The sequence below is a fragment of the Rubneribacter sp. genome (assembly GCF_965361815.1).
The window spans coordinates 1-26345 of the sequence record NZ_CBDTNW010000082.1; the positions used below are offsets into that span (position 1 = coordinate 1).

General features: G+C 69.2%; 20 protein-coding genes and 2 pseudogenes. 2 read left to right on the forward strand and 20 right to left on the reverse strand.

The genetic code is table 11. The features are described 5' to 3' along the window. A pseudogene (locus ACWKY3_RS06060) lies at positions 1 to 657 on the reverse strand (NADH-quinone oxidoreductase subunit L); the annotation flags it as partial. A gap of 260 nt (positions 658 to 917) precedes the next feature. Next, a complete protein-coding gene (locus tag ACWKY3_RS06065) occupies positions 918 to 3062 on the reverse strand; it encodes a RecQ family ATP-dependent DNA helicase (protein ID WP_449315550.1) in 2145 nt (714 codons plus the stop codon). A gap of 1040 nt (positions 3063 to 4102) precedes the next feature. Here ACWKY3_RS06065 and ACWKY3_RS06070 point away from each other — a divergent pair. Further along, positions 4103 to 4648, forward strand: coding sequence for a hypothetical protein (locus ACWKY3_RS06070; protein ID WP_449315532.1), 546 nt, complete (start codon positions 4103 to 4105; stop codon positions 4646 to 4648). On the opposite strand, the gene ACWKY3_RS06075 is transcribed toward ACWKY3_RS06070, so the two are convergent. Beyond that, on the reverse strand, positions 4645 to 5712 hold the full coding sequence (locus tag ACWKY3_RS06075; protein ID WP_449315533.1) for a GNAT family N-acetyltransferase: 1068 nt from the start codon (positions 5710 to 5712) through the stop codon (positions 4645 to 4647). The two genes, ACWKY3_RS06070 and ACWKY3_RS06075, sit on opposite strands and share 4 nt — an antisense overlap. Positions 5713 to 5895: 183 nt before the next feature. On the opposite strand from ACWKY3_RS06075, the gene ade reads away from it, so the two are divergent. Beyond that, entirely contained in the window at positions 5896 to 7704 is a 1809-nt protein-coding gene (gene ade / locus ACWKY3_RS06080) for an adenine deaminase (RefSeq protein WP_449315534.1), read from the forward strand. 150 nt (positions 7705 to 7854) lie between these two features. Here ade and ACWKY3_RS06085 read toward each other — a convergent pair whose 3' ends face one another. From ACWKY3_RS06085 to ACWKY3_RS06165, 17 genes and pseudogenes are all read right to left on the reverse strand, one after another. Continuing rightward, complete coding sequence (locus ACWKY3_RS06085; protein ID WP_449315535.1) at positions 7855 to 9072, reverse strand: MFS transporter; 1218 nt, start codon at positions 9070 to 9072, stop codon at positions 7855 to 7857. Positions 9073 to 9336: 264 nt separating this feature from the next. Next, the gene (gene accD / locus ACWKY3_RS06090) at positions 9337 to 11907 is read right to left on the reverse strand and encodes an acetyl-CoA carboxylase, carboxyltransferase subunit beta (RefSeq protein WP_449315536.1); all 2571 of its coding nucleotides are present in this window, start codon (positions 11905 to 11907) and stop codon (positions 9337 to 9339) included. 47 nt (positions 11908 to 11954) lie between these two features. Further along, entirely contained in the window at positions 11955 to 12404 is a 450-nt protein-coding gene (gene fabZ / locus ACWKY3_RS06095; protein ID WP_449315537.1) for a 3-hydroxyacyl-ACP dehydratase FabZ, read from the reverse strand. 199 nt (positions 12405 to 12603) lie between these two features. After that, positions 12604 to 13902 (reverse strand): beta-ketoacyl-ACP synthase II, encoded by a 1299-nt coding sequence (fabF, locus tag ACWKY3_RS06100; protein WP_449315538.1) that lies wholly within the window; start codon positions 13900 to 13902, stop codon positions 12604 to 12606. Beyond that, complete coding sequence (gene fabG / locus ACWKY3_RS06105; RefSeq protein ID WP_449315539.1) at positions 13899 to 14663, reverse strand: 3-oxoacyl-[acyl-carrier-protein] reductase; 765 nt, start codon at positions 14661 to 14663, stop codon at positions 13899 to 13901. Before fabG ends, fabF begins: the two co-directional genes overlap by 4 nt. Positions 14664 to 14666: 3 nt before the next feature. After that, positions 14667 to 15641, reverse strand: a complete 975-nt coding sequence (locus ACWKY3_RS06110; RefSeq protein WP_449315540.1) for an ACP S-malonyltransferase — start codon at positions 15639 to 15641, stop codon at positions 14667 to 14669. A gap of 9 nt (positions 15642 to 15650) precedes the next feature. Further along, positions 15651 to 16625: pseudogene (locus ACWKY3_RS06115) on the reverse strand (nitronate monooxygenase); the annotation flags it as partial. 72 nt (positions 16626 to 16697) lie between these two features. Next, positions 16698 to 16919: an acyl carrier protein gene (locus tag ACWKY3_RS06120; RefSeq protein WP_449315541.1), complete on the reverse strand. Its 222-nt coding sequence runs from the start codon at positions 16917 to 16919 to the stop codon at positions 16698 to 16700. 139 nt (positions 16920 to 17058) lie between these two features. Further along, positions 17059 to 17538 carry a MarR family winged helix-turn-helix transcriptional regulator gene (locus tag ACWKY3_RS06125; protein WP_449315551.1) on the reverse strand — a complete coding sequence of 160 codons (480 nt, stop codon included), beginning with the start codon at positions 17536 to 17538 and terminating at the stop codon, positions 17059 to 17061. 98 nt (positions 17539 to 17636) lie between these two features. Beyond that, the gene (locus ACWKY3_RS06130) at positions 17637 to 19643 is read right to left on the reverse strand and encodes a ribonuclease R family protein (RefSeq protein ID WP_449315542.1); all 2007 of its coding nucleotides are present in this window, start codon (positions 19641 to 19643) and stop codon (positions 17637 to 17639) included. Positions 19644 to 19647: 4 nt separating this feature from the next. Beyond that, a complete protein-coding gene (locus ACWKY3_RS06135; protein ID WP_449315543.1) occupies positions 19648 to 20928 on the reverse strand; it encodes a S41 family peptidase in 1281 nt (426 codons plus the stop codon). Positions 20929 to 20944: 16 nt separating this feature from the next. Further along, positions 20945 to 21853, reverse strand: a complete 909-nt coding sequence (gene ftsX, locus ACWKY3_RS06140) for a permease-like cell division protein FtsX (RefSeq protein WP_449315544.1) — start codon at positions 21851 to 21853, stop codon at positions 20945 to 20947. Then, positions 21846 to 22688: a cell division ATP-binding protein FtsE gene (gene ftsE / locus ACWKY3_RS06145; RefSeq protein WP_449315545.1), complete on the reverse strand. Its 843-nt coding sequence runs from the start codon at positions 22686 to 22688 to the stop codon at positions 21846 to 21848. The genes ftsX and ftsE overlap by 8 nt, the downstream gene beginning before the upstream one ends. Before the next feature lie 55 nt (positions 22689 to 22743). After that, complete coding sequence (locus ACWKY3_RS06150) at positions 22744 to 23709, reverse strand: transketolase family protein (protein ID WP_449315546.1); 966 nt, start codon at positions 23707 to 23709, stop codon at positions 22744 to 22746. A 2-nt stretch (positions 23710 to 23711) separates the two neighbouring features. After that, on the reverse strand, positions 23712 to 24542 hold the full coding sequence (locus ACWKY3_RS06155) for a transketolase (protein WP_449315547.1): 831 nt from the start codon (positions 24540 to 24542) through the stop codon (positions 23712 to 23714). 14 nt (positions 24543 to 24556) lie between these two features. Then, positions 24557 to 25651, reverse strand: a complete 1095-nt coding sequence (gene prfB, locus ACWKY3_RS06160; RefSeq protein ID WP_449315548.1) for a peptide chain release factor 2 — start codon at positions 25649 to 25651, stop codon at positions 24557 to 24559. A gap of 4 nt (positions 25652 to 25655) precedes the next feature. Beyond that, positions 25656 to 26345 (reverse strand): SEC-C metal-binding domain-containing protein (locus ACWKY3_RS06165; RefSeq protein ID WP_449315549.1); only part of this gene is annotated, 690 nt, incomplete at its 5' end.

Consider the following 26345-nt stretch of genomic DNA (forward strand, 5'->3'; position numbering starts at 1 on the left):
GATCTGGCGGAAGGCGTTGCGCATGGCCTCCTCGGTGCGGGTGAACCCGATGAGGAGGAACGAGCACACCGTGGTGACCTCCCAGCCGGTGAACAGCCACACCATGTTGTTGGAGAACACGATGAGGAACATGGCCGAGAGGAACGCGAACATGAGCGCGAAGAACGCGGGGCGGCGGTCGCGCGCCCCCTCCGGCTCGTGCGCCTGGAAGTCCTCCATGTAGCCCAAGGCGTACACGCAGATGCCGCTGCCCACCACGCCGATGATGAACGCCATGAGAAGCGAGAGCGAGTCGAGGTAGAGCGCCTCGGTTACGGTGACGCCGTGCGCGAACCCGAGCTCGAAGACGAGGGAGCCGACGAGCTGGACGGCCGCCAGCACGCACGCCCAAACGTTCTTGTAGCGGATGCCATAGTACAGGATGGCCGCCGCCACAAGCACGCTCACCGCAAGGCAGACGTAGTCGACCACCGGCGAGTGGAACCCGAAGGACACATGGCCCGATCCCAAGTTCGACGCAACCAGCCATACGGAAACCAAGGCTATGATCGCAGCCGAACCGCAGGTCAGTACTTTGCGCACCCCCTCCGTTCTCGCAAAGAGCATCGCGACCGCCACCGCAAACGGAAACGCGATAAGAAACAGAAGCACTTCCATAAAGCGAGCCTCCTTCTCCCCAATGCCTCAGCACGCCCCCTGCGCCGCTCCGCGAAAAGGGCATGCCTGATTGGGGCCGATTCTAGCGCGCTCGGCGTCAGAAACCGGAAACGAAGGGAGGGACTCGTGCTCGTCACAAAAAATAGCCCTCTTTGCGATGGTTTTTCACAACGGATGGACGGCCCGACGGCGGCGTCCGCGCCCACCTCGGCCCCGCATCGGCCCTCTGCCTCGTCGGAGGCCAGGGAACCGGTGCCGCGCTACCGCGCTACCGCGCCCGCTTCGCGCAGATGCGCGGCGATCTCGGCCAAAAACGCCTCGCCGTAGCGGGCGAGCTTCGTGGCGCCCACGCCGCTCACCTCCAAGAACTCGTCGTCAGTGGCGGGCAGCTTCGCGCACATGTCGCGCAGGGCCGCGTCCGAGAACACAATGTAAGGCGGCACGCCGGCCTCGTCGGCCAGGCGCTTGCGCAGCGCGCGCAGGCGCTCGAACAGCGCCGGATCGGCTTCGGCGGCCTCCTTGGCGCCGGATCCGCCGAACACATGGCCCGCGCCCGCGCGGACGCGCTCAGGCTTGCGGGCGACGCGCTTCATGGACAGCGAAAAGCCGGGTTCGGCCGCCTCGCGGGCGCGCGGGCCCAGCCCCACCGTGGGGTACGACCCCTCGGTGATGGTCAGGTAGCCGCCTGCGGCCAAAAGCTCGATGACCTCCTTCGCCTGGGCGGCGGGCACGTCCACCGCACCGTAGGAGGCGGCCTCGTCCAAGCGCATATCCAAAAGCTTCGCGCTCTTCGAACCGCGCAGCACGTCAACCACCATGCCCTTGCCGAAACGCCCGCGCAGCTCCTTCACGCAGCGCATGGTGGCGCGCGCCACGTCCGTGACGTCCACCGCCTCGAAGTCGCCCGCGCAGTTCGAGCAACAGATGTCGCCGGTTCGACGGCCGGCGGAAGAGGGCGACACCGCGAGCGCTTCCGGCGCCGAATCTCGTGCCTCCCCTACAGCGCCATCAGCTTGGCAGCCGACGGAAGAAACTGCCGCTGCGGACGTTTTCGGCACTGAGCCGTGCGTTTCAAAACCCTCCGCGCAACGCACCCGTTCGGGCGCGAAGTTGGTTTCCGGGCAAGCCGCCAGCTTGTCCGACATCGGGTTTTCCCCACGCTCTTCGGCACCAGAGGCGCCATCGCCGACGTTGCGAACAACCTGCGAGTTTTTCTCTCCGAAGTAGTCAAGGATATACTGCCGCAAGCAACCCGTCGTCAGGCAGTAGCCGCACATCGCTTCCAGGAGGCGACGGCGCGAGGCGCGCACGGCATCGGCCTCCTCGGGCGAGAGCTCCTCGTTGCCCGACTCCTGCTCGATGAAGAACCGGCAGGTGGACACGTCGCCGTCGCTCCAGAACAGCAGGCATTCGCTCGGCTCGCCGTCGCGTCCGGCGCGGCCCGCCTCCTGATAGTACGCCTCGATGGATCCGGGCATGTTGTGGTGGACCACGTAGCGCACGTTCGACTTGTCGATGCCCATGCCGAAGGCGTTGGTGGCCACCATCACCGGCGCGTCGTCGGCGATGAACGCGCGCTGGCTCTCCGTCCGCTCAGCCACGGGAAGCCCCGCATGGTAGCGCACGGCCCGCACCCCGGCAGCGCAAAGCGCCTCGTGCACCTTCTCCACGTCCTTGCGCGTGGAGCAGTACACGATGCCGCTTTCGGAGGCGCGGTCGAGCGCGTAAGAGGCGATGCGCGCCAGCTTGCGCTTCGGCTCCAGGCGCTCCACGCCAAAGTAGAGGTTCGGACGGTCGAAGCCCGTGACCGTCTCGTAAGGATCGCGCAAGCCCAAAAGGCGCACGATGTCTCGGCGCACGCGCTCGGTGGCCGTGGCGGTGAGCGCGGCCACGACGGGGCGTTTCGGCAACTGCTGGATGAACTCGCCGATGGCCAGGTACGACGGACGGAAGTCCTGTCCCCACTGCGACACGCAGTGGGCCTCGTCCACGGCCACGAGCGGGATGCGCGCGTCCTGGGCGAACTCGAGAAAGCGCGGGTCGGCCAGGCGCTCGGGCGCCACGTACATGATCTGGTAGGCGCCCGCGAGCGCGCGGCGCAGCACGGTGGCCTGCTGGCCGGGCGTGAGCGTGGAGTTGAGGTACGCCCCGCGCACGCCCGCGTCCAGCAGCGCGCGCACCTGGTCGCCCATGAGCGACACGAGCGGGCTCACCACCAGCGAAAGGCCGTCCATGACGATGCCGGGCACCTGGTAGCACACCGACTTGCCCGCCCCCGTGGGCATGACCGCCAGCGCGTCGCGGCCGCCGAGAACGGCAGCGACCACGCCCTCCTGCCCCGGGCGGAACGTCTCGTACCCGAAATGCCGCTTGAGCGCCTCGCGAGCCTTCGCCAACTCCTCCACGCCGCCTATCCTCTCCACGCCCGTCCCTTCGCCTCGACCGTCATGGCACCGCAGCCCACCGCGCCGCGCGGATGGCTGCGGCCCCGTCCGGCAAGCTTCGCTCTGCGCCCTTGCTCCCGGCGCCTTGCCCACCGGATACGAACGCCGCCGACAAAAGCGATTCTACCGCGCCCAGCAACCGACGGAAAGAAAAAGTTTTCCCAGATCAAAAATAATTTTTGCGCTGGATCCACACTGGAGGCGCACTGGATCAGCGCTGATTCAACGCTGGATCCGTGCTGGAAACGTAGCAAGAACAAGGCGGATAGACGCTGGATTCCAAGGGTTGCGCAACAAGGAGCGCAGCCCCCCCCCCAGCAACGCTTGGGAATTCGGCGCGCCCCGACCATTCGACAGGCCCCGGCAACCCTGCAGGCCCAGAAACGCAACGCCCTCGGCAGGCTCCTTCACGTCAAACGGGAATAGACGAGGCGAAGCAAAAAAGGACAGCCGGCGGCGGGATCTAGTCCGGGTTTTGGGCGGCAAGCGCCCCTCCATGCGAGACGCATCGCGAAAAACGCCCAAGTTCCCGAGTTATGAGTCCCAAGTTCCTCGGTTATGAGTCCCTCCCGGGTCCTCTCCCAAGCCCTCGTCGCAGCCCGCCTCACTGGCGCATCTGAAACCCCAGGTCAAAAATTGAAACCATTGCGGTTGTTGAAATGCTGGCCGAGGGAAGAGCTCATAACTCGGGAACTTGGGACTCATAACTCGGGAACTTGTCCAAAAACGGCCGATCATCTTGCACGGAAGCTCGCTCGCCCCCTCCCGATGCCGCCACCCCGGATGCCGCTATCGGCCCGCCGTCTCCCCGATGCTGCCGCCCTCCCCAGCACCCCCTCGGGATGTTTCACGTGAAACATCCCGAGGGCGAAGAGCAAGGACGCGCGTGCGCCCACCGCAGCTTCGGAACATGACCGAAAGCCGACCGTCGGACCCGCTTGGAAAGGGTATACTTGCCCGAAACGACAGGGCCGGCCGAACTGGGCCGGAAGGAGGCGAGGATGGAGACGAGCGAGCGCGAACGGCCCGCCGCAAGCGAGCGCGACGACAAGGCGGGCGAACTCGCCGCGGACGCCTCCGCACCCGAGGGGAGCGGCGAATCCGCCGAGGGCGACGTCCCCGCGCCCGAGAAGGACGCCGGCAACGGCGCGGACAAAGCGGCCGCGTACGGCGAAACCGACATCGACGCGCACGAAACGCCTAGGCCAAGCACCTCCGATCCAGAGACAGACGATGCGGACGAAACCCCCGAACGCGGCAGCGAAACCGTCGGCGCAAACGCCGGGCATCCGCCCGTGCAAGCCTTCGTCTCCGCCGTCGCAGCGCTTAACGAGCGCGGGCCCGACACGGAGTCGTACCGCAAGGCCCGGCGCGTCTGGAACATGGCCGTCCCAACCGCCGTCAGCTTTGCGCTGATCATAGCCGCCCTGCTGGTCGTTGCATGGCTCGCTGCGGCAACGGGGCTTTTGCTCTCGCAGCCAGACGGCGCCAACTCCTCCGGCCCTCCCGCACCAACCCCTGCCACCGCGGCAAAGGATGCCTCCTAACCGGCGGCCGTCCCCCGCCGCGCCGCCTCCCATTCCGCGCGCGTCATGCTGTGCAGCGCAAGATCGCGCATCGTCCCGTCCAAGGCGGACTCGGCGCCGCGCATAACGCCCTCGCGCGAGAAGCCGCACTTCTCGATCACGCGGCGCGATCGGTCGTTGGACGGATAGCAGGCGCACGACGCCAGGGAGATCCCCAGCTCCTCGAACCCGTAGCGAAGGACCTCGCGCGCCGCCTCCGTCATAAATCCCCTGCCCCACGCGCTTCTCGCCAGCGCATAGCCCAGCATGAGGCAATCGACGTTGCGCCGACGCGGGTCGGGGGAAAGCCCAACCGACCCGATGCACGGCCCGCACGAACCGTCGCGACCCCGCTCGAACACCCCGAACACATGCGGCTTGGACGCGATCTCCTCCACGAAAAACCGCGCGTCGTCCTTGGTCCGATGCGGCGCCCATCCGGTGCCGGGCCCCACTTCGGGGTCGCGGCCGTACGCAAACACGTCCGCCGTGTCAGCGGAGGCAAGAGGCCGCAAGATCAAACGCTCGGTGGAAAGCGCGGGACATTCCGCCGCAGACCCGGCAAGCAGGGGCGCCGAAGCGCCCGGACGGCGACGCTCGCTTACGGCCAAGCAGGAGGCCAGAACATTCTCGTCCACCACGCGCACGCCTTCGGCGCGCAGAAGGCGCGCGGCAACGCCGTAACCCGCCGTCAAGGCGCCGGAAAACGTTCCGTCGTAGACGGCGCCGCTCCCGCACGAGGGGCTTTTCGCCTTCAGGATAGCCAAGGAGCAGCCCTCGGACCTCACGCGGGCAAGCGTTCTGCGCGCGCCCTCCAAAAACGCGTCGGTGACATCGTCTCCCGCCGCGCTCGCCACGCGCAGGACCCCCTCGCCGGCAACGATCTCGCTGGGAGGGCGCGGCACGGGCAGGCCGCCGGCCGCCTCCGGGCACACGGGAACCAAGCGATGGCGCTCGGCCAACGCCCGCACGTGCGCGCACGGCCGCGCCTCGCCGTCGAAGCGGCACGGCTCGCCCAGCAAACACGCACTGACCGCGATGTTCATGAAGATACCGCCTTCCCGGTAATTCGCCTCGACCCTGCGGCATTGTACCATCCCTCGCCCGCCGGTCCCGTTTGCGCTTTCCGCCTGGAGACTCCTCCCCGCGCACAGACACGCCCCGCAGCAGGCGGATAATGGGCCCGTCGGTCCCGCGCCGCGCAGGCGCTGTCGTTCAAAGGAGCGCGCATGATCAACACGTTCTGCAAGAAACCCCTGTGGGAATGCTCGAAAACGCTTGCCGCCGTCGCCCAAGGAAAGGCCCCGGCCGACACGGTGATCGCAAACGCGAGGCTCGTGAACGTGTGCACGGCCGAGGTCCAAGACGGCGTGGACGTGGCCATCGCCGAAGGGCGCATCGCCTACGTCGGGAAGGCCGATCACTGCATCGGCGAGGGCACGCAGGTCATCAACGCCGCCGGGCAGTGCATCGCGCCCGGCTTCCTAGACGGACATATCCATGTGGAGTCCTCCATGATGGGCGCAGGCGAGTACGCGCGGGCCGTGGTTCCGCACGGCACCACGGGCATTTACTGGGACCCGCACGAGGTGTGCAACGTGCTGGGCCTCAAGGGCGTGGAGGCCATGGCCGCCGACGCGCGGCGCACGCCGCTCAAAGCCATGATCACCACGCCGTCGTGCGTGCCCGCCGTACCCGGATTCGAGGACACGGGCGCCGCAATTGGGCCCAAGGACGTGGCCCGCACCATGGGCTGGGGCAACGTGGTGGGCCTGGGAGAGATGATGAACTTCCCGGGCATCCTGGCCGGCGACGACCACGCGCACGGCGAAGTGGCCGAGACGCTGCGGGCCGGCAAGACCGTGACAGGCCACTACTCAATGCCCGAAACAGACCGCGGGCTGAACGCCTACGTGGCCTCGGGCGTGCGCTGCTGCCACGAATCGACGCGCGCCGAGGACGCGCTGGCGAAGATGAGGCTGGGCATGTACGCGCAGCTGCGCTTCGGTTCGGCCTGGCAGGACCTGCCGGCGCTCGCCGCCGCCGTCACGGAAACCGGCATCGACACGCGCTTCGCAATGCTGGTGAGCGACGACACCCACCCGCACACCCTGGTGGCCGACGGGCACCTCGACCACATCGTGCGCACGGCCGTCGATCTGGGCATAGACGCCGTGACCGCCATCCAGATGGTCACCATCAACTGCGCCCAGTGCTTCCAGATGGACCACGATCTAGGCTCCATCGCGCCCGGCAAGTGCGCCGACATCGTGTTCTTGGACGATCTTGAGCACCTGCAGGTCACGCGCGTGCTGATCGACGGCGAAGTGGTGGCCGAGGAGGGTCGGGCGCTTTTCGACCTGCCACCTTACGAATATCCGGAATGGGCCACGCATTCCGTGCGCCTCGGACGTGCGATAACGCCGGAGACCTTCCGGATGGCCGCGCCCGCGCACGCCGCCGCGAAGGGCGCCGCGCGCATCCGCGCGATCGAGGTCCTTGCCGGCAAGACGAGCACACGCGAAACGCTGATCGACCTGCCCGCGCTAGACGGCCTCCTGCAATCCGACATCGAACAGGACGCGCTCAAAGCGTTCGTGTTCGAGCGGCATCGCGAAACGGGCACGTTCGGCGCGGGGTTCGTCAAGGGCTTCGGCATCAAACGCGGGGCGATGGCCTCCACGGTGGCGCACGATGCGCACAACCTGCTGGTGGTGGGCGCAAACGACGAGGATATGGCGCTGGCCGCGAACACCCTGGCGGCCTGCGGCGGGGGCATGGTCGTCGTCGCCGACGGGAAGGTGCTCGCGCTTGTGGAGCTGCCCGTCGCCGGGCTTATGGACGTCCTTCCCGCAGAGGACATGAGCGAAAAGGTGCACGCCCTTGAGCGGGCATGGGGGCAGATAGGCTGCACGATGCCCTCCCCTTTCATGACGATGGCGCTCATACCCTTGGCCTGCCTCCCCGAGCTGCGTCTGACAAACCGCGGCCTGGTGGACTGCACGACGTTCGAGTTCACGGATCTGTTTGCAAAGTGACGGCGGGCGAAAGCGCGCTCGCACCAAGAGCCGAAGCCGGCGGGCAGGCCGACCTCAGCCTCGATCCCACCGCACCGGTCGAGCACATTGGACTCTCCGTTAAGCCGCCGCCGACGCAAGCCCCGCCGGCGGCGACCCGAGGAGGGGTCGCTAAGAGGGAGAACGGCGGGCCCTTTCCGCGCGCGTGCGCGCGAACACTGCGACGGTGGCAACGGCGGCGCAGGCCGCCAGCACCGCGAGCACGCCGGGCAGGGGCAGCGCGTCCACCAGCGCGCCCATGGCCCCGCTGAACCCCGCCGACCCCACGTAGCCCACAAGGTTGATGGTGGACACCACCGTGGCCGTGCCGCCCGGCTCCGCATCGGCGAACAACAGGCGCAGCGCCCCCGAAAGGCACATGCCCGAAGACAGCCCGAACAGGGCAACCAGCGCCAAAAACGCGCCGAGCGCCCCCGCCGCCATGGCGGCGCACATCGCGCAGGAAGAGGCGAGCAGCGCCGCCATCGAAGCGCGCAGCGACGCGCCTGCGGGCATGCGCGCCTCCAAGGGCGCGCCGAAGGCGCTCGGCGCCATCGACAGCGCGAGGATGGCCGACGCCACAAGCGGGTCCTGCGACCCGAAGCACTCCACGGCCACCGGGGAACTGAACGACTGGAAGAACGTCCCCACGCCCCATGCGGCCACGTAGGCGCAGGCGGCCGCAGGAAACGCGCGGCGCAGGCTCGGCGGCACGGAGACCACCGGCTTGCACGCGGTGCGCAGAGGCACGCGACGCGTCACCGTCTCGGGCGCGAAGGGCACAAGCGCCGTCCCCAGCGCAAGCAGGCCGGCCATGATTGCGTAGATGAGGGAATGCTCGCTGGTGACGAGGCAAAGGGCGCCCACCGCAAGGGACCCGGTCGTCACGCCGAGCAGCGCCCCGCACCCCGCCACCGCCATGCCGAATCCCTCGAAGCGACCGCGCGCCGAATCCACGACGAGCGCCGAGATGGCGCTCATCGCCAAACCGCACGACACCCCTTGCACGATGCGCGCCGCAAGCACCGAGACGGGACCGGAAGCGCGCAGGAACAGCAGGCATCCGAGCGCGGCGAGCAGAAGCGACGCCGCCGCAAGCGGCCGCCGGCCCGCCGCGTCGGAGAGCGACCCCGACAGAAACAGCGTGGACACCACGCCGAACAGGTACATGAGCATGGTCGCGGAAATATCGGCGTCGGTAAGCCCGATGCTCGCCTTGTACTCCGAGTACAGCGGAATCGGCACCGCCGAAGCAGCGAACACCATGAGGAAGGCGTACGTGGCTATCAGCAGCCCGCGCGCACCGCGCCGCTCCCGGACGGCCCCCTTGCCCGCCCCCTCTTCGGCCATGCCCCATCCGCTCCTTCGCCCCAAGCGTCCCGCCGACATCGCGCACAGCATAGCACGGCGCGCAGGGAAAAAGAAGATGCTGAGAAAAGAGCCGCGCGACATGCCGCGCGGCCCCGTCTATCCCGCCTCGTCGAAGGCCCGGCCCCGCCAACCTGCCAACACAGCCGGCCCGCGTCGGCAGTGGTTGGACAGAGAACCACCGGAAGGTAGGGCGGCGGGCCTTTCCGCGCGCATGCGCGCGAACACCACGGCGACCGTCGCCCCCTAGAACTTCGCGAAGCGCTCGTAGCGCCGCCGCAGCAGATCGTCAAGCGGCGTCTCGCACAGCTCGTCGAGCGCGGCGGACACGTAGGCGCGCACGCCTTCGGCGGCGGCCTCCGGATTCTCGTGCGCAGGCGCCGGGCCCTCGGAGATCACCGCGTCCACGATGCCCATCTCGCACGCCTCGGCGGCGCTCATCTTCATGACGGCCGCCGCCTCCGGGGCGCGTGAGCGGTCCTTCCACAGAATGGACGCGAACCCTTCCGGCGAGAGCACCGAGTACACCGCATGCTCCTGCATGGCCACGCGGTCGGCCACGGCCAGCGCGAGCGCGCCGCCGGAGCCGCCCTCGCCCAGAAGCACGCTCACCACCGGCACGCGCAGACCGGCGAGCGCGATGAGGTTGTCGGCGATGGCGTTGCCCTGCCCGCGCTCCTCGGCCTCGGTGCCGCAGAACGCGCCCTGGGTGTCCACCAGGCACACCACGGGACGGCCGAACTTCTCCGCCTGACGCATGACGCGCAGGCTCTTGCGGTACCCTTCGGGCTGGGGGCAGCCGAAGTTGCGGCGGATGCGCTCCTGCAGGTTCGCGCCCTTCTCCTCCGCCACCACCGTGACCGCGCGCCCGCCTATCCAGCCCAGGCCGCACACCACGGCGCCGTCGTCGCCGAACGCGCGGTCGCCGTGCAGCTCTATGAAGCCGTCCACGAACGCGTCGATGTAGGAGAGCGCCGTCGGCCGGTGCACGTTGCGTGCCAACTGCACGCTTTCCCAGGCGCGGTTGGGGGCGTCCTCGGCAGAGGCCGACACCGGAGCTAAGGCGGCGGAGGAAACGGCGTCGTTCACCTCAAGGGACGAACCGCCTTCCGCGTCGAACCCTCCCTGCGTGAGCGCGCGCTCCAGGCGCTTGCGCGAGGCGGCGTCGCCCCGGTCGAGCAGCCCCACGATGCCGGCCATGCGCTCGCGCAGGCGCGCAGGGCTCCAGCCGCCGCCACCGGGAGCAGAGACGTCCATGGGGGTCAGGTCGCCGTAGGTCACGGTGTTGTAGGTGCCGGTCCCGTTCGCCAGGTTGTCGCGCACGGCCTCGTAGCTCACCAAGATGTCGCAGTCGCCCGCCTCGCGCTCGGCGCAGCCGGCGCCCTCGGGCGACGTGGCCATGTGGACGGCCACCAGATGCGCCAGCACCGAGCGCAAATCCCCGCGCTCCACAATGGCGTCGATCAGCCCGTGCTCCAGCGCGAACTCCGCCGTCTGGAACCCTTCCGGAAGCTCCTGCTTGATGGTGTCGCGGATGACCCGCTGGCCCGCGAAGCCGATGAGCGCGCCCGGCTCGGCCAGGATGACGTCGCCCTGCATGGCGAACGAAGCGGTCACGCCGCCTGTCGTGGGGTCGGTGAGCACCGAGATGTAGGGAAGGCCCGCTTGGGCATGGCGCTCAAGCGCGAAGGACACCTTCGCCATCTGCATGAGGGACAAAAGGCCCTCCTGCATGCGCGCGCCGCCCGAGGCCGTGAACACGATCACCGGCAGGCGCTCGTCGGTGGCGCGCTCCACAAGGCGCGCCACCTTCTCGCCCACCACCGAGCCCATCGAGCCCATGAAGAACTGCGACTCCATGATGCCGATGGCCACCCGCAAACCGGCTATGCGCCCCTCGCCGGTTCGCACCGCCTCGTCAAGGCCGGTCTTCTCGCGCTGGGCCGCCAGCTTGTCGGGATAGCCGGGAAACGAGAGCGGATCGTTTTCGGGCATGCGGGCGTTCCACTCCGAAAAGCTGTCGGCGTCGAGCAGGTCGTTGATGCGCTCGGCCGACGACATGCGCAGATAGGTGCCGCAGGTGGGGCACACGTAGTGGCCCGCCGCCAGGCTGGCCTCGTCGAACTTGAGGCCGCAGGAGCGGCAGGAGCGCCAGGCGCCGTCGTCTGAGGCGGGCTTGTCGGTGGAGCACAGCACCCAGCCCAGAAGCGGCGCGTCGGCCGCGAGGGGCCGGTACACGCGCACCCCGCGCGCCGCGGCGCGGGCCAAAAAGCTGTCCACCTCGGCCAAAGGCACCGCCTCGTCGCACAGCAGCACCGTGGAGGCGCCGCATTCCTCGACGGCCTGGAGCACCGCATGCGCGTTGGCGAAGAGCGCGTCGCTGTAGCGCTCGCCCAGGCATACAGCGCGCGACGCGGCTTTGACCTGCGAGTCGAAACGGCGGTCCTGCGTGTAGGGCACGCAGGCGCAAAACCCCGCCTCGGCCACCGCGGGCAGCAGGCGGCGCGCCGTCTTGGGGCGGGCCATGACGAGGGCGACCGGCCCCGCGCCCTCCCCCGCCGACCCCCCGTCGGCCGGACGCTTGGCCGCCACGGCAAGCTCCGTCTGCGACACCGCCGTGTACACGGACACGTCGGCGGCCTCGTGCGCGTTCGGCGCCACGGAAAGCGCGTCGGCCGCCTCGGCGGCCATGCGCGACAGGCGGTAGACGACGTCGGCCGCCGCGTCCGGAGCCTCGGGCTTTCGCGCCGCCGCGTCCGGGGAAACCACCGCCCCGTCGGATCCGATGGTGATGTAGTCCTGCTTGCGCTGCTTCATCGCATGCCCTTTCCGACCTCCGAAAGCCGTGGCGCCGGACGCGCCCTTTACGCCTCGGCCCTCGCCAGCACGTACTTCTGCGTCGCCGTGGCGCACACCTGCCCGTCCACGCTCGCCTCCACCTCGGCCACCACCAGGCGCGAGGAGGATTTCACGATGCGCCCTTTCAGGACAAGCGTCTCGCCCGGCTCCACCTGACGGCGGAACTTCGCGCCGTCGATGCCCGTCAAAAACCCGATCGACCCCTCCGCGCCGCGCTCGACGAGGACGCAGAACGAGGCCGCCTGCGCGAGGGCCTCCATAATGATAACCCCCGGAAGCACCGGATGCCCCGGGAAATGCCCCTGAAAAAGCGGCAGGTCGGGATCAACGTCCAGCTCGGCTTCCACCTCCACCCCCGGCTCGCACGAAACAACCCTGCTCACCCAGCAGAACGGATCGCGATGCGGCAAAACCGCCTCCACCGCGTCCTTGCCGCAGGGAAACGTCATGTCCATGGTTCGGCTCCTTTCAACGGCACCCGGGCGCGCCATGCAACCGGAGGACGCACAACAAGCTCACGGGTTGGCGTAGTCAATCAGCAAGGCCGTCTGCGACGCCCGAGATCGTGGGGAGGGCGCGGACGCAGCGTAGTGCGGTACGCAAGTCCTCGGCCTCGCCGCGAGATCGGACGCCGCAGACGGCCGCAGCGTCGGCTTATTTCGCCGTCCGGCAAAACGGCGAAATGGCAAGGCTCGCGTTGTGCCCGCCGAAGCCAAGCGAGTTCGACAGCGCCACCTTCTGCGCATAGCCCGTCCGCGCCTCCGTGAGCACGTTGGCCGGGCATTCGGGGTCGGCCTCAGCGTAGCCGGCCGTGGGCGGCACGCTCTCGTTCATGACCGAGAGCGCCGTGACTATGGCCTCGATGGCGCCGGCGGCGCCGAGCGTGTGGCCCGTCGTGCCCTTCACCGACGTCACCGGAACCTCGCGGGCGGCCTCCGGACCCACGAGCGCTTCGAGCGCCTTGAACTCGGTGGAGTCGTTGGGCGGCGTGCCCGTGCCGTGCGCGTTGAGGTGCCCCAGGTCCTCAGGGCCAAAGCCGCCCTCGGCAAGCGCCTGGCGCATGGCGCGCGCAACGCCCTCGCCGCTGGGCTCGGGGGCCGTCATGTGGTAGGCGTCGCCCGTCGAGCCGAAGCCCGTGACCTCGGCCAGCACGTTCGCGCCGCGCGCAAGCGCATGCTCGAGCGACTCCAGCACCACGGCACCCGCGCCCTCGCCCGCCACGAACCCGGCGCGCCGCGCATCGAACGGCAGCGACGCTAAGGCCGGATCCTCCGCCTTCGAGAGCGCGCCCAAATTCGAAAAGCCCGCCAGGCAGATGGGCGACACGCTCTCCTCCGAGCCGCCGGCCAAAGCCGCGTCAATGTAGCCGTGGCGGATGTCGCGCACGGCCGCGCCAATGGAGTGCGCGCCGGTGGCGCAGGCGGTGACCACGTTGAGGCACTCGCCGCGCAAGCCGTAACGGATGGAGAGGTTGCCGGCGGCGATGTTGCCGATCATCGTGGGGATGAACAGCGGGCTCACGCGCTTGGGCCCCTTCTCGGCCAGCGTGAAAAAGCCGCTCTGCAGCTCGTCGATGCCGCCTATCCCCGTGCCGAACACGCATGCGATGCGCGTGGTGTCCTCAGCTTCAAGATCAAGCCCCGACTGCGCCATCGCCTCGTCGGAGGCCACGATGGCGTACTGCACGAAGCGCTCGAAGCGCCGCGCCTCCTTCTTGGAGATGCCGTGCTCGGTCGGGTCGAAGCCGCGCACCTCGGCGGCGATGCGCACGTCGTAACCCTCCGTGTCGAAGCGCGTGACCGGGCCGATGCAGCATTCCCGGCCCATGACCGCCCTCCACAGCGCTTCCACGCCCACGCCGGCGGGCGACACCGCGCCCATGCCGGTGATGACCACGCGGTGCGTGCCGTCAGGACGGCGCGCACCCGTCGCGCCCACGTTGCCCTCGCTCATAGCGACATCCCTCCGTCGATGCAGATCACCTGGCCGGTGATGTAACCGGCCTCCTCGCTTGCCAGAAAGCGCACGAGCGCGGCCACGTCCTCGGGCGCGCCAAGGCGCTTGCTGGCGATGCGGCCCACAATGGCCTCGCGCTGCTTCTCGGACAGCGCGCCGGTCATATCCGTCTCGATGAAACCCGGCGCCACCGCGTTGGCCGTGACGTTGCGCGCCGCCAGCTCGCGCGCCAAGGACTTGGTGAGGCCGATGACGCCGGCTTTCGAGGCCGCGTAATTCGCCTGGCCGGCGTTGCCGCTCACGCCAACCACGCTGCTCATGTTCACGATGCGCCCGTAACGCTGCTTCATCATGCGCGACACCGCCGCCTTGCAGCAGTTGAACGTGCCCTTGAGGTTCACGCCGACGACGGCGTCGAAGTCCTCCTCCTTCATGCGGGCGATAAGCCCGTCGCGCGTGATGCCCGCGTTGTTCACCAGCACGTCCACACGCCCGAAGGCTTCCTGCGCAGCGGCGATCAGGGCCTCGGCCTCATCGGCGTCGGCCACGTCGGCGGCTGCGGCGATGGCGCGCACGCCGTGCTCGGCCTCGAGCGCGGCGGCGAAGCTGCGCGCCTCGTCAAGGCCGCGCGCACTCGAGCAGTTCACGCACACGTCGAAGCCCGCGCGGGCAAGCTCCTCGGCCACGGCGCGACCGATGCCGCGGCTCGAGCCGGTGACGACCGCGCTTCTGCGCGGGGTTTCGCAAGTTTCGGTCATAGGTTAAAGCTCCTGTTCGGAATCGGTTGCGGCAAGCCCGCCATACGTCGCCGCGCACGCGTTTAGGCTCGCGCGGTCCTGCACGCAGCTGCGCGCGGCCCCCTTGTCGATGCGCTTCACAAGGTTGGCCAGCACGCCGCCGAAGCCCACCTCCGCAAACGCGTCCGCTCCGGCGGCGGCAAGCGCCTCGACGCTTTGCTGGAACCGCACGGGGCTTGTCAGGTGGCGCACCAGATGCTCGCGCGCGTCAGCTGCGGAAAGCGGCGCGGCGTCCACGTTGCAGATGAGCGGAACGTTCGCCTCAAAGAACTCGACGCCCTCCAGGTAGGCTGCCAGCCCGTCGGCGGCCTCGGCCATGAGCGGGCTGTGGAACGCGCCCGACGTGGCCAGGCGCGAGAAGCGCTTGCCGGCTGCGGCCCACGCCTGCTCGGCGCGCTCGACGGCGGCGGGAGCGCCGGCCACCACGATCTGCCCCGGGCAGTTGAAGTTCGCCGGCACCAGCACCTCGTCCTGCGCGCACTCGTCGCACAGCGCCCGCACGGCCTCCTCGTCGGCCTTCAGAAGCGCGCTCATCGCGCCGGGGCGCGCGGCGGCGGCCTCGGCCATGAGGCGGGCGCGCTCGCCCACAAACGCGAACGTCGCCTCGGCGGAGAGCATGCCCGACACCGCAAGCGCGCTCACCTGCCCCAGCGAAAAGCCCAGCACCGCCGCCGGCTCCACGCCGCGCGCCATGAGCGCGCGGGCGATGCCCACCGACAGCGCGCAAAGCGCCGGCTGGGCGTTGCGCGTGTCGTCAAGCGTTGCGGGCTCGGCGTTCAGCACAAGGTCGGCCACGTCGAAGCCCAGCACGTCCGAGGCGCACGAGAACGTCTCGGCCACCTCGGGCACGTCCATGAGGTCTGCGCCCATGCCGGGCTTCTGCGCGCCCTGGCCCGAGCACAGGAACACGGGCGCGCCTGCGGAAACGGAAAGGTTCACAGCCGCCTCCTAGATCATGCGCGCGCGGCGGGCGTTGGCTTCGGCCACGCCGGCCAACCCCGCGCTCGCCAGCGCCTCGGCTTCAGCCATCACCTCGGCCACCACCTCGGCGGCCGTCTTGCGCTCGCCCACGAGCGCGGCCACCTGGCCCGCCATCATGGAGCCGTTGTCCACGTCCCCCTCCACGGCGCGGCGCAAAGAACCCAGGTACAGCTCTTCAAGCGCCTCGCCGTTCTTGGCCATATCGCCCTCCAGCTTGCGCACCTGGCGGGAGAACTTGTTCTTTAAGCAGCGCGCGGGATGCCCGCTGCCGCGGCCGGTGACGATGGTGTCGGAGTCCTTCGCAGCCAGCACGCGCTCCTTGTACGCGTCGGCAACCGTGCACTCCTCCACGGTGAGAAAGCGCGTGCCCATCTGCACGCCCTCGGCGCCCAGCATGAACGCCGCCGCCAGCCCTCGCCCGTCGGCCACGCCGCCCGCGCCGATGACCGGGATGGACACGGCCTGGCACACCGACGGCACCACGGCCATCGTGGTCAGCTCGCCGATGTGCCCGCCCGACTCGGTGCCCTCGGCCACCACGGCGTCCGCACCCAAGCGCTCCATGCGCACGGCGAGCGCGGCGGAGGCCACCACGGGGATCACCTTGATGCCGGCGTCCTTCCACATCTGCATGTAGTTGGCCGGACTGCCCGCGCCCGTGGTGATCACGTCGATGCGCAGCTCGGTCAGAAGCTCGGCCAGCGCCCCGGCGTTCGGATCCATGAGCATGACGTTGGCGCCGAGGGGCTTGTCCGTGATGGAGCGCGCGATGCCCACCTGCTCGCGCACCCAGTCAAGCGGCGCGCCGCCGCACGCGATGACGCCCAGGCCGCCGGCCTCGCTCACCGCCCCGGCCAAGCTCGCGTCGGCGATGCGCGCCATCGCCCCCTGGATGATGGGAGCTTCGATGCCCAAAAGCTCCGTGATCCGCGTCTTCATGCTCGTGTCCTCTTTCCCGAAACCAGTCCTTTACGCTGAAAGCGGGCCCGTGAGGGCCCGCGTCCTTCGGTGCGCCTACTTGAGGGAGTCGATGTGGGCGACCAGCTGGCCGATCGTCTCGATGCCCTCCGGCTCGCCGAACTCGACCTCGCACTTCTCCTCCAGATCGCAGATCAGCTCGACCATGTCGAGCGAGTCGATGCCCAAAGACTCAAGCGTCGCGTCCTCGGTGACCTTGTCGGCCTCCAGGTCGAGGTTCTCCACGAGCACGTCCTTCACGATGTCGATGGTGGCCATGCGATCGTCCTTCCTTTCCTCGTTTGCATTTAGTTAGGTAATCGAAGTATTTCCGTAAGGAGTCATGGTATGGCGGAAAGGCCGGCAATGCAAGACCCGCGCCCCTTGCTCCATTATATCTGCGCGCCGCCCGCGCCCCTCACGCGCGCTCATCGAAAAACCCCTTCACCTTCGCCAGCGCGGCGGCGAACACGCGCTCCTCCTCCTCGGTCAGGCCGGACAGCGCCTCGTCGATCATCTGGCGGTGGAACAGGTTGTGCGCCCGCAGCACCTGCCGGCCCTTCTTCGTGAGCGAGACGAGCACCTTGCGCCGATCGTCCTCGGCGCGGGTGCGCTCCACGAACCCCTTGGCGGCCAGCTTTCCCACCGCCGCCGTCAGCGTGGCCAGCGTGACGCCCAGCCGCGAGGCCACCACGTTCATCGGGTCGCGCCCGTGCAGCCCCACGGCCGCGATGGTGTGCACCTCGGTGATGGTCAGGCCGTGCGTCAGCCGGTTGTCCAGCGATCGCTCCTCGATGCGCAGGATGGAGTTGAACGTGCCCGAAAGAAGCTCGTCTATCCTCTCCCGACGCAGACGCGCGTCGTCTCCCAAGGGGCCGAACCCGCCCGACAGGGCCATTTCCAAACCTGCGGCCGCACGCGCGTCGCCCATGCCCGCTCCTCCTCTCTCCTTCTCCTGCGCGCCCGCCTCGGCGCACGCGTCCGCCCGCGACGCGCTCATGCGCCCCCTCCCTTCCCGCGCGGGGACGCCAGGCGAAACGTCAGGAGCCTTTTGCGCGCGTCGGCCTCCTCAAGCGCCACGGCGACGCGCTGGCCCAACCGGAAGGAGCGTCCGCCGTCCCGGCTTTCGAGGCGATGCCCCGCGGCGTCCACGTCGAAGGGCCCCTCGCCCAGAAAGCGCGCCGGCACCAGCCCCTCGGCCGTGTTGTCCAGGCGCACGTACAGCCCCCAGGCCGCCGCGCCCGACACCGTGGCCGAGAACGCCTGCCCCACGAAGCCCTCCAGGTACTCGACGAGCTTGGCCTCCTGGGACTCGCGCGCCGCCCGCTCCGCCACGCGCTCCATGGCCGACGCGTGCTCGGCGAGAAGCGCCAGGCCCTCCTCCCGCTCCTTTTGGCCGGCCCTCCCGCCAAGGAGCGCCTTCAGGGCGCGGTGCGCCACGAGGTCGGGGTAGCGCCTGATGGGCGATGTGAAGTGCGTGTAGGCGGAGCTTGCCAGGCCGTAGTGCGGCTCGCAGGAGGCGCGGTAGGCGGCCCGCTTCATCGAGCGCAGCAGCAGCGTCGAGACAAGCTCGGCCTCGGGACGCCCCGCGCTTGCGGCCAGCGCCCGCTGCAAAGCCCGCGCCTCCCCCGCCGCGAACGCCGCCTCGTCCACTTCGGCGAACCAGTCAAACTCCCTCAGCACCAAGACGAGCGAGGCTAAGTCGTCGGGCGCGGGGGCCTCGTGGACGCGGTAGAGGCTCGCCGCCCCCGCGTCGCGCAAACGACGGGCCACCGTCTCGTTCGCAAGGATCATCGCCTCCTCCACAAGCGAGGTGGCCTCGGTCTTGCGGCGCACCTCCACGCTTTCGGGACGGCCCTCGGCGTCCAGGCGCACGCGCGCCTCCGCCGTGTCGAAGTCAAGCCCTCCCGCCCGCTCGCGCGCCGCCGCGCGCGCCCCGGCGATGCGCGAGAGCGCCCGCAGCCGCCAGGCCAGGCCTTCCTCGCCCGCCGCCTCCACCCCGCCCTCCAGCAGCTCTTGCGCCCGGTCGTAGGAAAGCCGCGCGTCGGAGCGGATGAGCGCCGGATACAGCTCGCAGCCCATAAGGCAGGCGTCCTTATCCAGGTAGAGGTCGGCCGTCATCGTGCGGCGCACCTCGCCGGGCCGCAGCGAGCACAAATCTCCCGACAGCTCCTCGGGCAGCATCGGGATCACGCGATCGACCAAGTACACGCTTGTGGCCCGCCTGCGGGCGTCAAGGTCGAGCGGGCCGCCCCTCCTCACGTAATGCGACACGTCGGCGATGTGCACCCCGAGCCGCCACGCGGCCCCCTTTGGCGCGCCGCCCTCCCCCGGACACGCACGCTCCAAGGAAAGCGCGTCGTCGAAGTCGCGCGCGTCAACCGGGTCCACCGTGAACGAGAAGCGCTCCCGCAGGTCGCGGTAGCCTGCGCGCAGCGCTCCGTCCGCGTCGAGCGCGGCCTCGCGCGCCTCGGCGAGCGCCGCCTCCGAAAACGACGTCTCAAGCCCGTGCCGCGCGATGATCTCCTCCACCGCCGCGCGCCCGTCGTCCGCGCGCCCGAGCACCTCCTCCACCACCCCCATGGCGGCCGTGTTGCGCGAGGGGAACGCCGTGATGCGCACGCGCACGAGCGCGCCGTCCTCGATGTCGGGGCGGTCGGCGCGCAGGGTGAACACGTCGCAAGGGACGCGCGGGTCCCGCGGCACCACCACGCCGAAGGGATCGGCCACCTCGTAGCGGCCCACCAGGGTGTCAAACGCGCGCTCCACCACGCGCACCACGCGCGCGGCCGGCCTGCCTTTGGAGGGGGCCGCCCCGCTGCGCGCGGGCAGCGGGACCAGCTCCACCACGTCGCCGCCGAACGCGCCCTCCCGCTTCGATTCGGGCACGAAGAACTCCCCTTCGGCCGTTCGGGCGAAAGCCGAGCCGTCCCCTCTGACGACCAGCTCCCCGTGCGGATTCGCACGCGGCGCGCGGCGCGTGCGGGATCGGGAGCGACCCATGGGGCTAGCCCCTCGCAAGCGACTGCGCGGTCTCCACGGCGAGCGCCTTCTGGTTGTCTCCGCCCTCGGACAGGCTCACCGCCACGTCGGGCGTCACGCCCACGCCGTCGATGTCGCGCCCCAAGGGGCTTCTGTAGTACGCGGCGGTGTAGCGCAGCGCGCCGCCGAAGCTCAGCTCGCGCGTGATCTGGACCGACCCCTTCCCCAACGTCGTGGTCCCCACCAGCGTGGCGCGTTGGTTGTCGCGCAGAGCGGCCGCCAGCACCTCGGCGGACGCGGCGGTGTTGCCGTTCACCAGCACCACGAGCGGCTTGTCGGTGGCCACCGAGCCCGTGGCGTTTTTGGTGGTCTCCTCGGCCTCCTTCGTCTGGATCTTGACGATGGTGCCGCTTTTCACGAACAGGCTGGCCACGTCCACCGCCTGCGTCAGGTACCCGCCGGGGTTGTCGCGGATGTCCAGCACGAACGAAAGCGCCCCCTGGGCCTCCAGGTCCTGCACGGCGTCCTCGACCAGGCTGGCCGCGTTCTGGGTGATCTGCTTGAGGCGGATGTAGCCCACCGTGCCGGTCAGCTCGGTCTCCACGTTCCTCACCGTGAAGTCGGAGCATTCGAGCGTGGTCGTGAACTCCTCGCCGCCCTCGTCGTCGAGCGTCGCGGCGCGCCGCCAGGTGATCACCACGTCCTCGCCCTCGTCGCGCCTGAGGGCCGAGGTGACTTCGGTGACGGTCCAGTCGTGCGAGCGGTCGCCGTCGATGGCCACCACGAAATCGCCCTGGCGCACGTCGGCGGCCTGGGCGGCCGACCCCTCGAACACGTCCACGGCGTAGGCCCGGCCGTTGTACTCGGAGAACAGCACGCCGACGCCGCCGTAGTCGCCCGAGCTCTCCTTCACAAGCGCCGCGTAGCGGTTCGCGTCGTAATAGCGCAGGTACGGATCGGCGGTGGCTTCGGAAAACGCCTCCAGCACGCCGGAGGTGGCCTCGTCCAGATCGAAGAAGTCCAGGCTGTCCTCGGCTATCACGTCCTCCACCTCGCCCACGCGGGCCCCCAGCGACCCGTAGGCGTCGCCCGACGACGGCAGCCCGGCCTTCTTCGAGGCGTCGGACCCCTCGGGCGACATCCCCAGCGCGTCCAGCAGGGGCGCATCGCCTCGCACGAGGAACCCTCCCACGAAGGCCAGGCACACCGCGACCACGCCCACGAGCGCCTTCGCCAGGCGGACGTTGCGCGCCCGCGCCTTCCGCGCGGACGCGGCGACCTTGGAGTTTTCCGCGTGCTTGGACATGCCCTTCTTCGCGAAGCTACACCTTCAGGTAGCGGCGCATGGCCAGCGCCGACCCGAAGAGGCCTATGATCAGACCCGATGCGACAAGCACCAGGTAAACGAGCAAAAACGCGTTCGCGGATATGTCGAAGTTCAAGAACATGAGCGCGCTTTGCACCTTCGGCAGCACCAGGTTGCGCAGAAGCTCCAAGCAGCCCACGGCCAGAAGCGAGCCGATGATGGCATGCAGCGCGCCCTCCATGAGAAACGGCCCGCGGATAAAACCGTTCGACGCGCCCACCAGGCGCATGATGGCGATCTCCTTGCGGCGCGCCAGGATGGCCAGGCGGATGGTGTTGTTGATGAACACGAGCGCGATGAACACGAGCAGCGCCACCAGCGCAATGCCGATGTAGCGGACGTAGTTCGTGAGCGCGAACAGGCGCTCGACCGTCTTCTGGCCGTACTTCACGGAGTCGGCGGGGTTGGACGGGTCCTCGCTGATGGACTGGTACGTGGCGTTGTCCAGAAGCGCGGAGCTCACCTGCTCCACCAGCTGCGGGTCGGACAGCTCGATGTCGATGGAGCGCGGCAGGGGGTTCTGCCCGTCCAGCGAGTCGATGATGTCGGAGTTCGACATGGCCCGGAAGTTCTCGATGGCCTGCTCTTTGGTGGTGAAGCCGACGGAGGCCACGCCTTCAAGCCCCTGCACGTAGCGCTCGACCTCCTGGATGTCGGCGTCGGAGGCGTCGTCGGCCACATAGGCGGTGATGGACACCTCGCTTTCCACCGAGGACACCACGTTTTCCACCACGAAGCCCGCCACGAAGAAGATGCCGATGATGAGCAGCGACAAGAAGATGGTGACGATGGAGCCGAGCGCCGTGGACAGGTTGCGCGAGAAGCCCTTGAGCGACTCGCGGATGAAGTAGAAGAAGCTAGACATCGAAGCCGTACACCCCCCGATCCTGGTCGCGCGTCAGGTTGCCGCGGTCGAGCGCGATGACGCGGCGGCGCATGTTGTCCACCATCTCGCGGTCGTGCGTGGCCACGAGCACCGTGGTGCCCGTGCGGTTGATGCGCTCGAGCAGGTCCATGATGCCGCGGGAGGTCTGCGGGTCAAGGTTTCCCGTGGGCTCGTCGCACACCAGAAGCGGCGGGCGGTTCACAATGGCGCGCGCGATGGACACGCGCTGCTGCTCGCCGCCGGAGAGCTGGTCGGGGCGCTTGTTGAGCTTGTCCTGCAGGCCCACCAGGCGCAGCACCTCGGGCACCTGCGTCTTGATGACGTGGCGGCTCTTGCCGATGACCTCCAAGGCGAAGGCCACGTTTTCGAACACCGTCTTGTTCGGCAGCAGCTTGAAGTCCTGGAACACGCAGCCAATGTTGCGGCGCAAATACGGCACGCGCCAGTTGCGCATGCTCGTCAGGTCCTCGTCGGCCACGTAGATGTGCCCTTGCGTGGGCTTCACCTCGCGGATGAGCATGCGGATGAACGTGGACTTGCCTGATCCGGAATGGCCCACGAGGAAGATGAACTCGCCCGCGTAGATCTGCAGGGAGATGTCGTTTAAGGCCGGCTTGTTGGGTTGGGCGGGGTACACCTTCGTCACATGGTCGAACGTGATGACCGGCGTGCCCGTTTGCTGGGGGATGTCGTCGACCTCCAGCACCGGCAGCGAGGCCGACAGCTGCGAGGCCGTCTGACGCACCTGCGCCGCATGGGCGCCGCCGCGTCGCGCAGGACGCGCAGGTGCCCCTTGGCTGATGTCGTTCGTCACAGAATGCTCCGTTCAAATAGTGATGTACTGAGACGCGTCGATTCTAGCAGAAGCGCTATCGGGCCATAACCCTCTCCACAGCTTCGACAATCGCCGCGGACCCCAGGCCGAAGTACTCCATCAGCTCCTCGAACTCGCCCGATTTGCCGAAGACGTCGCGCATGCCCACGAACTCCGCAGGCGTCGGCAGCTCGCGCGCGAGCGCCTCGGCCACGGCCGACCCGAGGCCGCCGCAAACGCTGTGCTCCTCGGCCACCACGACGCGCCCGGTTTTGCGCGCGGAGGCGAGGATGGTCCCCTCGTCGAGGGGCTTGACGGAAAACGCGTCTATGACCTCGACGTCCACGCCCTGGGCGGCAAGCGCCTCGGCGGCTTTGAGCGCCTGCTCCACCTCCACGCCGCACGCGACGACCGTGGCGTCCGCGCCCTCTCGCAGCACGTAGGCGCGCCCAAGCTCAAGCTCCACGCCGTCAGCGTAGACGGCCGGCACCGACGCACGGCCCATGCGCACGTACACCGGCCCCGGGGTGGCGGCCGCCAGGCGGATGGCCGAGCGCGCGGCGGCGTAGTCGGCCGGCACGAGCACGCGCATGTTCGGAAGCCCCCGCATGAGCGAGACGTCCTCGAGCATCTGGTGGCTGCCGCCGTCGGGACCCACCGACACGCCGGCGTGCGTGGGCGCCACCTTCACGTCAAGGTTCGAATAGCACACCGTGTTGCGGATCTGGTCGTAGGCGCGTCCCGTGCCGAACACGGCGAAGGAGCCGGTGAAGGCCACGTGGCCCGCAGCGGCCAGCCCCGCGGCCACGCCCACCATGTTCTGCTCGGCGATGCCGCAGTTGAACAGGCGCTCGGGATAACCCGCGTCGGCCAGCTTCTTCGTGGTGGTGGATCCTGTGAGGTCGGCGTCCACCGCCACGACGGGCAGCCCCTCGGCCGCCAGCTCCGCGAGCGTCGCGCCGTAGGCGGCGCGGGTGGCGCGCTTGACGGCGCGCTCGGCTTCGTTGGCCAACTGGACCACGGTTACTCCCCCTCCCCGGAAAGCGCCGCCAAGTCGGCGAGCGCGGTTTGCGTCTGCTCGGCGTTGGGGGCCTTGCCGTGCCACCCCGCCTGGTTCTCCATGAACGACACGCCCTTGCCCTTCACCGTGCGGGCGACGATGGCGTGGGGCTTGCCGCCACGGTCGGCCTTCGCTGCCGAAAGCGCCTCCACGAGCGCCGGAATGTCGTGGCCGTCCGCCTCGCGCACGGCCCAGCCGAACGCGGCGAGCTTCTGCGCGATGTCGCCCGGATCGCACACGTCGGCCGTGTTGCCGTCGATCTGCAGGCAGTTGCGATCCACCACGGCCACGAGGTTGTCCAGCCCCCGGTGCGCCGCGAACATGGCGGCCTCCCACACCTGGCCCTCCTGGCACTCGCCGTCGCCGAGCAGCGCGAACACCGTCTGTGGCCTCCCGTCGAGCGCAAGGCCCGCCGCCATGCCCGCCGCCACGGAAAGCCCCTGGCCAAGCGAGCCGGTGGACACCTCCACGCCGGGCACCTGGTTGGAGTCGGGATGTCCCTGCAGGCGGCTGCCCAGCTTGCGCAGCGTCATGAGCTCCTCGCGCGGGAAGTAGCCCGCGTGCGCGAGCGCCGCGTAGAGCGCGGGCGCCGCATGGCCCTTCGCCAGGACGAAGCGGTCGCGCCCCTCCCACTGCGGGTTCGCCGGGTCGTGCTCCATCACCCCGCCGAAGTAGAGCGCCGTCAGGATGTCGGCGCACGACAGCGACCCGCCCGGGTGCCCGCTTCCCGCCTCCGCGATCATGCGCACGATGTCGGCGCGCATCTCGTTCGCGCGCCGTTCAAGCTCGGTCATGCCTGTTCCTTCCACTATTGGGACACTCGCCATCTATGGTAGCCTATCACGAACTCGTCCAGATCGCCGTCCAAAACGGCGTCCACGTTGCCCGTCTCCACGCCGCTGCGCACGTCCTTCACCAGCTGGTAGGGGTAGAGCACGTAGTTGCGTATCTGGCTGCCGAACGTGTTGTCCATGCGCTCGCCGCGCAGCTCGGCCAGCTCCTCGGCGCGCTTCTGCTCCTCCAGCTCGTAGAGCTTGGCCTTGAGCACGCGAAACGCCGCCTCCTTGTTCTGCAGCTGGCTCTTCTCGTTCTGGCAGGTCACCACGATGCCCGTGGGCAGGTGCGTGAGGCGCACGGCGGAGTCGGTGGTGTTGACGCACTGGCCGCCCGGGCCGCTCGAGCGGTACACGTCCACGCGCACGTCGGCGGGGTTGAGGTCCACCTCTATGTCGTCGGGCAGCACCGGCAGCACCTCCACGCCGGCGAACGTGGTGTGGCGGCGCTTCTTGTCGTCGGTGGGGCTGATGCGCACCAGGCGGTGCACGCCGCTTTCGCTCTTGAGCATGCCGAAGGCGTTGCGGCCCTCCACCTGGATGGTGGCCTTGTCCAGGCCTATCCCCTCGCCGGGCACCACGTCGAGGATCGTGACCTTCCAGCCGCGCTTCTCGGCGTAGCGCGTGTACATGCGGTAGAGCATGTCGGTCCAGTCCTGGGCCTCCAGGCCGCCCGAGCCGGGGTTCACCGTGAGGATGGCATCGCCCCCGTCGAACCTCCCGCCGAACCACGAGCTGATCTCCAGCGCGTCCAGCAATCCGTCGAGCCGCGCCAGCGCGTCGTCCGCCTCCGCGGAAAACGCCTCGTCCTCGGCCGCAAGCTCGAACGCCGCGCGGGCGTCCTCCAGAAGCGCTGCGGCCTCCTCGTACTCGGCTATGACGTCGCGCAGGACGCTCGCCTGCTTGGACACGCTCTGCGCATGGGCCGCGTCGTCCCAGAAGCCGGGCGCGGAGCTCTCCTTGTCAAGCTGCGCAAGCTCGGCGCGCTTGTCCTCCACGTGCAGGTACCCGCACGCCGCCTCGACGCGGGCCGCGGCCCCCTCCAGGTCTTTTTCGGTTCTCTCGGCCATCGTTTTATCGGTCCCGTCCGTGGCACTTCTTGAACTTGAGCCCCGAGCCGCACGGGCACGGGTCGTTGCGGCCCACGTTGGCGAAGGGGTCGTCTTTGTCCTTCATGTAGGTCTGCGGTTTGGCGGGGGCGGGCTTGGCGGGCGGGGCCGGGCGGGCGGGGTCCGCCGCGGCGGGCGCCTGCCTGCGCGCGGCCCCGACGCCGGTCTGTTCAAGGGCCTGCTCGGGCGACGAGTAGCTCACCTTGCCCTCAAGCGGGCTTCTCTCCTCCGCAAGCGCCGGCTGCTCCTGCTTCACGGCCACCTGCAGGCGCAGAAGCGTGCGCAGGTAGTCCTCGTACATGGACGACGTGAGGCTCTCGAAGGCGGCGTACGCCTCGTTTTTGTACTCCACCAAAGGATCGCGCTGGCCGAACGCGCGCAGCCCGATGCCCGCCTTGAGGTAGTCCATCTCCTGGAGGTGGGCCATCCAGCGCGTGTCGATGATGCGCAGCATCACCTGGCTCTCGAGCATGCGCATGACCGGCCGGCCCAGCTGCTCGGACTTCTCGGCGTACGCCTTCTCAAGGTACTCGGCCACCGCCTCCTCCAAAAGCGCCGGATCGTCGTCATGGTCCGCGGCGGCCACGGAGAAGTCGGTGCGGCCCGTCATGTTGGACACCCACGTGTCCACCGCCTTCGCGTCCCAGTCGTCGCT

Bases quoted from the DNA above. Each gene is read 5' to 3' on its own strand.
- ACWKY3_RS06070 (WP_449315532.1), top strand. From the start codon at position 4,103: ATGGAGACGAGCGAGCGCGAACGGCCCGCCGCAAGCGAGCGCGACGAC.
- ACWKY3_RS06075 (WP_449315533.1), bottom strand. From the start codon at position 5,712: ATGAACATCGCGGTCAGTGCGTGTTTGCTGGGCGAGCCGTGCCGCTTC.
- ade (WP_449315534.1), top strand. From the start codon at position 5,896: ATGATCAACACGTTCTGCAAGAAACCCCTGTGGGAATGCTCGAAAACG.
- ACWKY3_RS06085 (WP_449315535.1), bottom strand. From the start codon at position 9,072: ATGGCCGAAGAGGGGGCGGGCAAGGGGGCCGTCCGGGAGCGGCGCGGT.
- accD (WP_449315536.1), bottom strand. From the start codon at position 11,907: ATGAAGCAGCGCAAGCAGGACTACATCACCATCGGATCCGACGGGGCG.
- fabZ (WP_449315537.1), bottom strand. From the start codon at position 12,404: ATGGACATGACGTTTCCCTGCGGCAAGGACGCGGTGGAGGCGGTTTTG.
- fabF (WP_449315538.1), bottom strand. From the start codon at position 13,902: ATGAGCGAGGGCAACGTGGGCGCGACGGGTGCGCGCCGTCCTGACGGC.
- fabG (WP_449315539.1), bottom strand. From the start codon at position 14,663: ATGACCGAAACTTGCGAAACCCCGCGCAGAAGCGCGGTCGTCACCGGC.
- ACWKY3_RS06120 (WP_449315541.1), bottom strand. From the start codon at position 16,919: ATGGCCACCATCGACATCGTGAAGGACGTGCTCGTGGAGAACCTCGAC.
- ACWKY3_RS06125 (WP_449315551.1), bottom strand. From the start codon at position 17,538: ATGGCCCTGTCGGGCGGGTTCGGCCCCTTGGGAGACGACGCGCGTCTG.
- ACWKY3_RS06130 (WP_449315542.1), bottom strand. From the start codon at position 19,643: ATGGGTCGCTCCCGATCCCGCACGCGCCGCGCGCCGCGTGCGAATCCG.
- ACWKY3_RS06135 (WP_449315543.1), bottom strand. From the start codon at position 20,928: ATGTCCAAGCACGCGGAAAACTCCAAGGTCGCCGCGTCCGCGCGGAAG.
- ftsX (WP_449315544.1), bottom strand. From the start codon at position 21,853: ATGTCTAGCTTCTTCTACTTCATCCGCGAGTCGCTCAAGGGCTTCTCG.
- ACWKY3_RS06155 (WP_449315547.1), bottom strand. From the start codon at position 24,542: ATGACCGAGCTTGAACGGCGCGCGAACGAGATGCGCGCCGACATCGTG.
- prfB (WP_449315548.1), bottom strand. From the start codon at position 25,651: ATGGCCGAGAGAACCGAAAAAGACCTGGAGGGGGCCGCGGCCCGCGTC.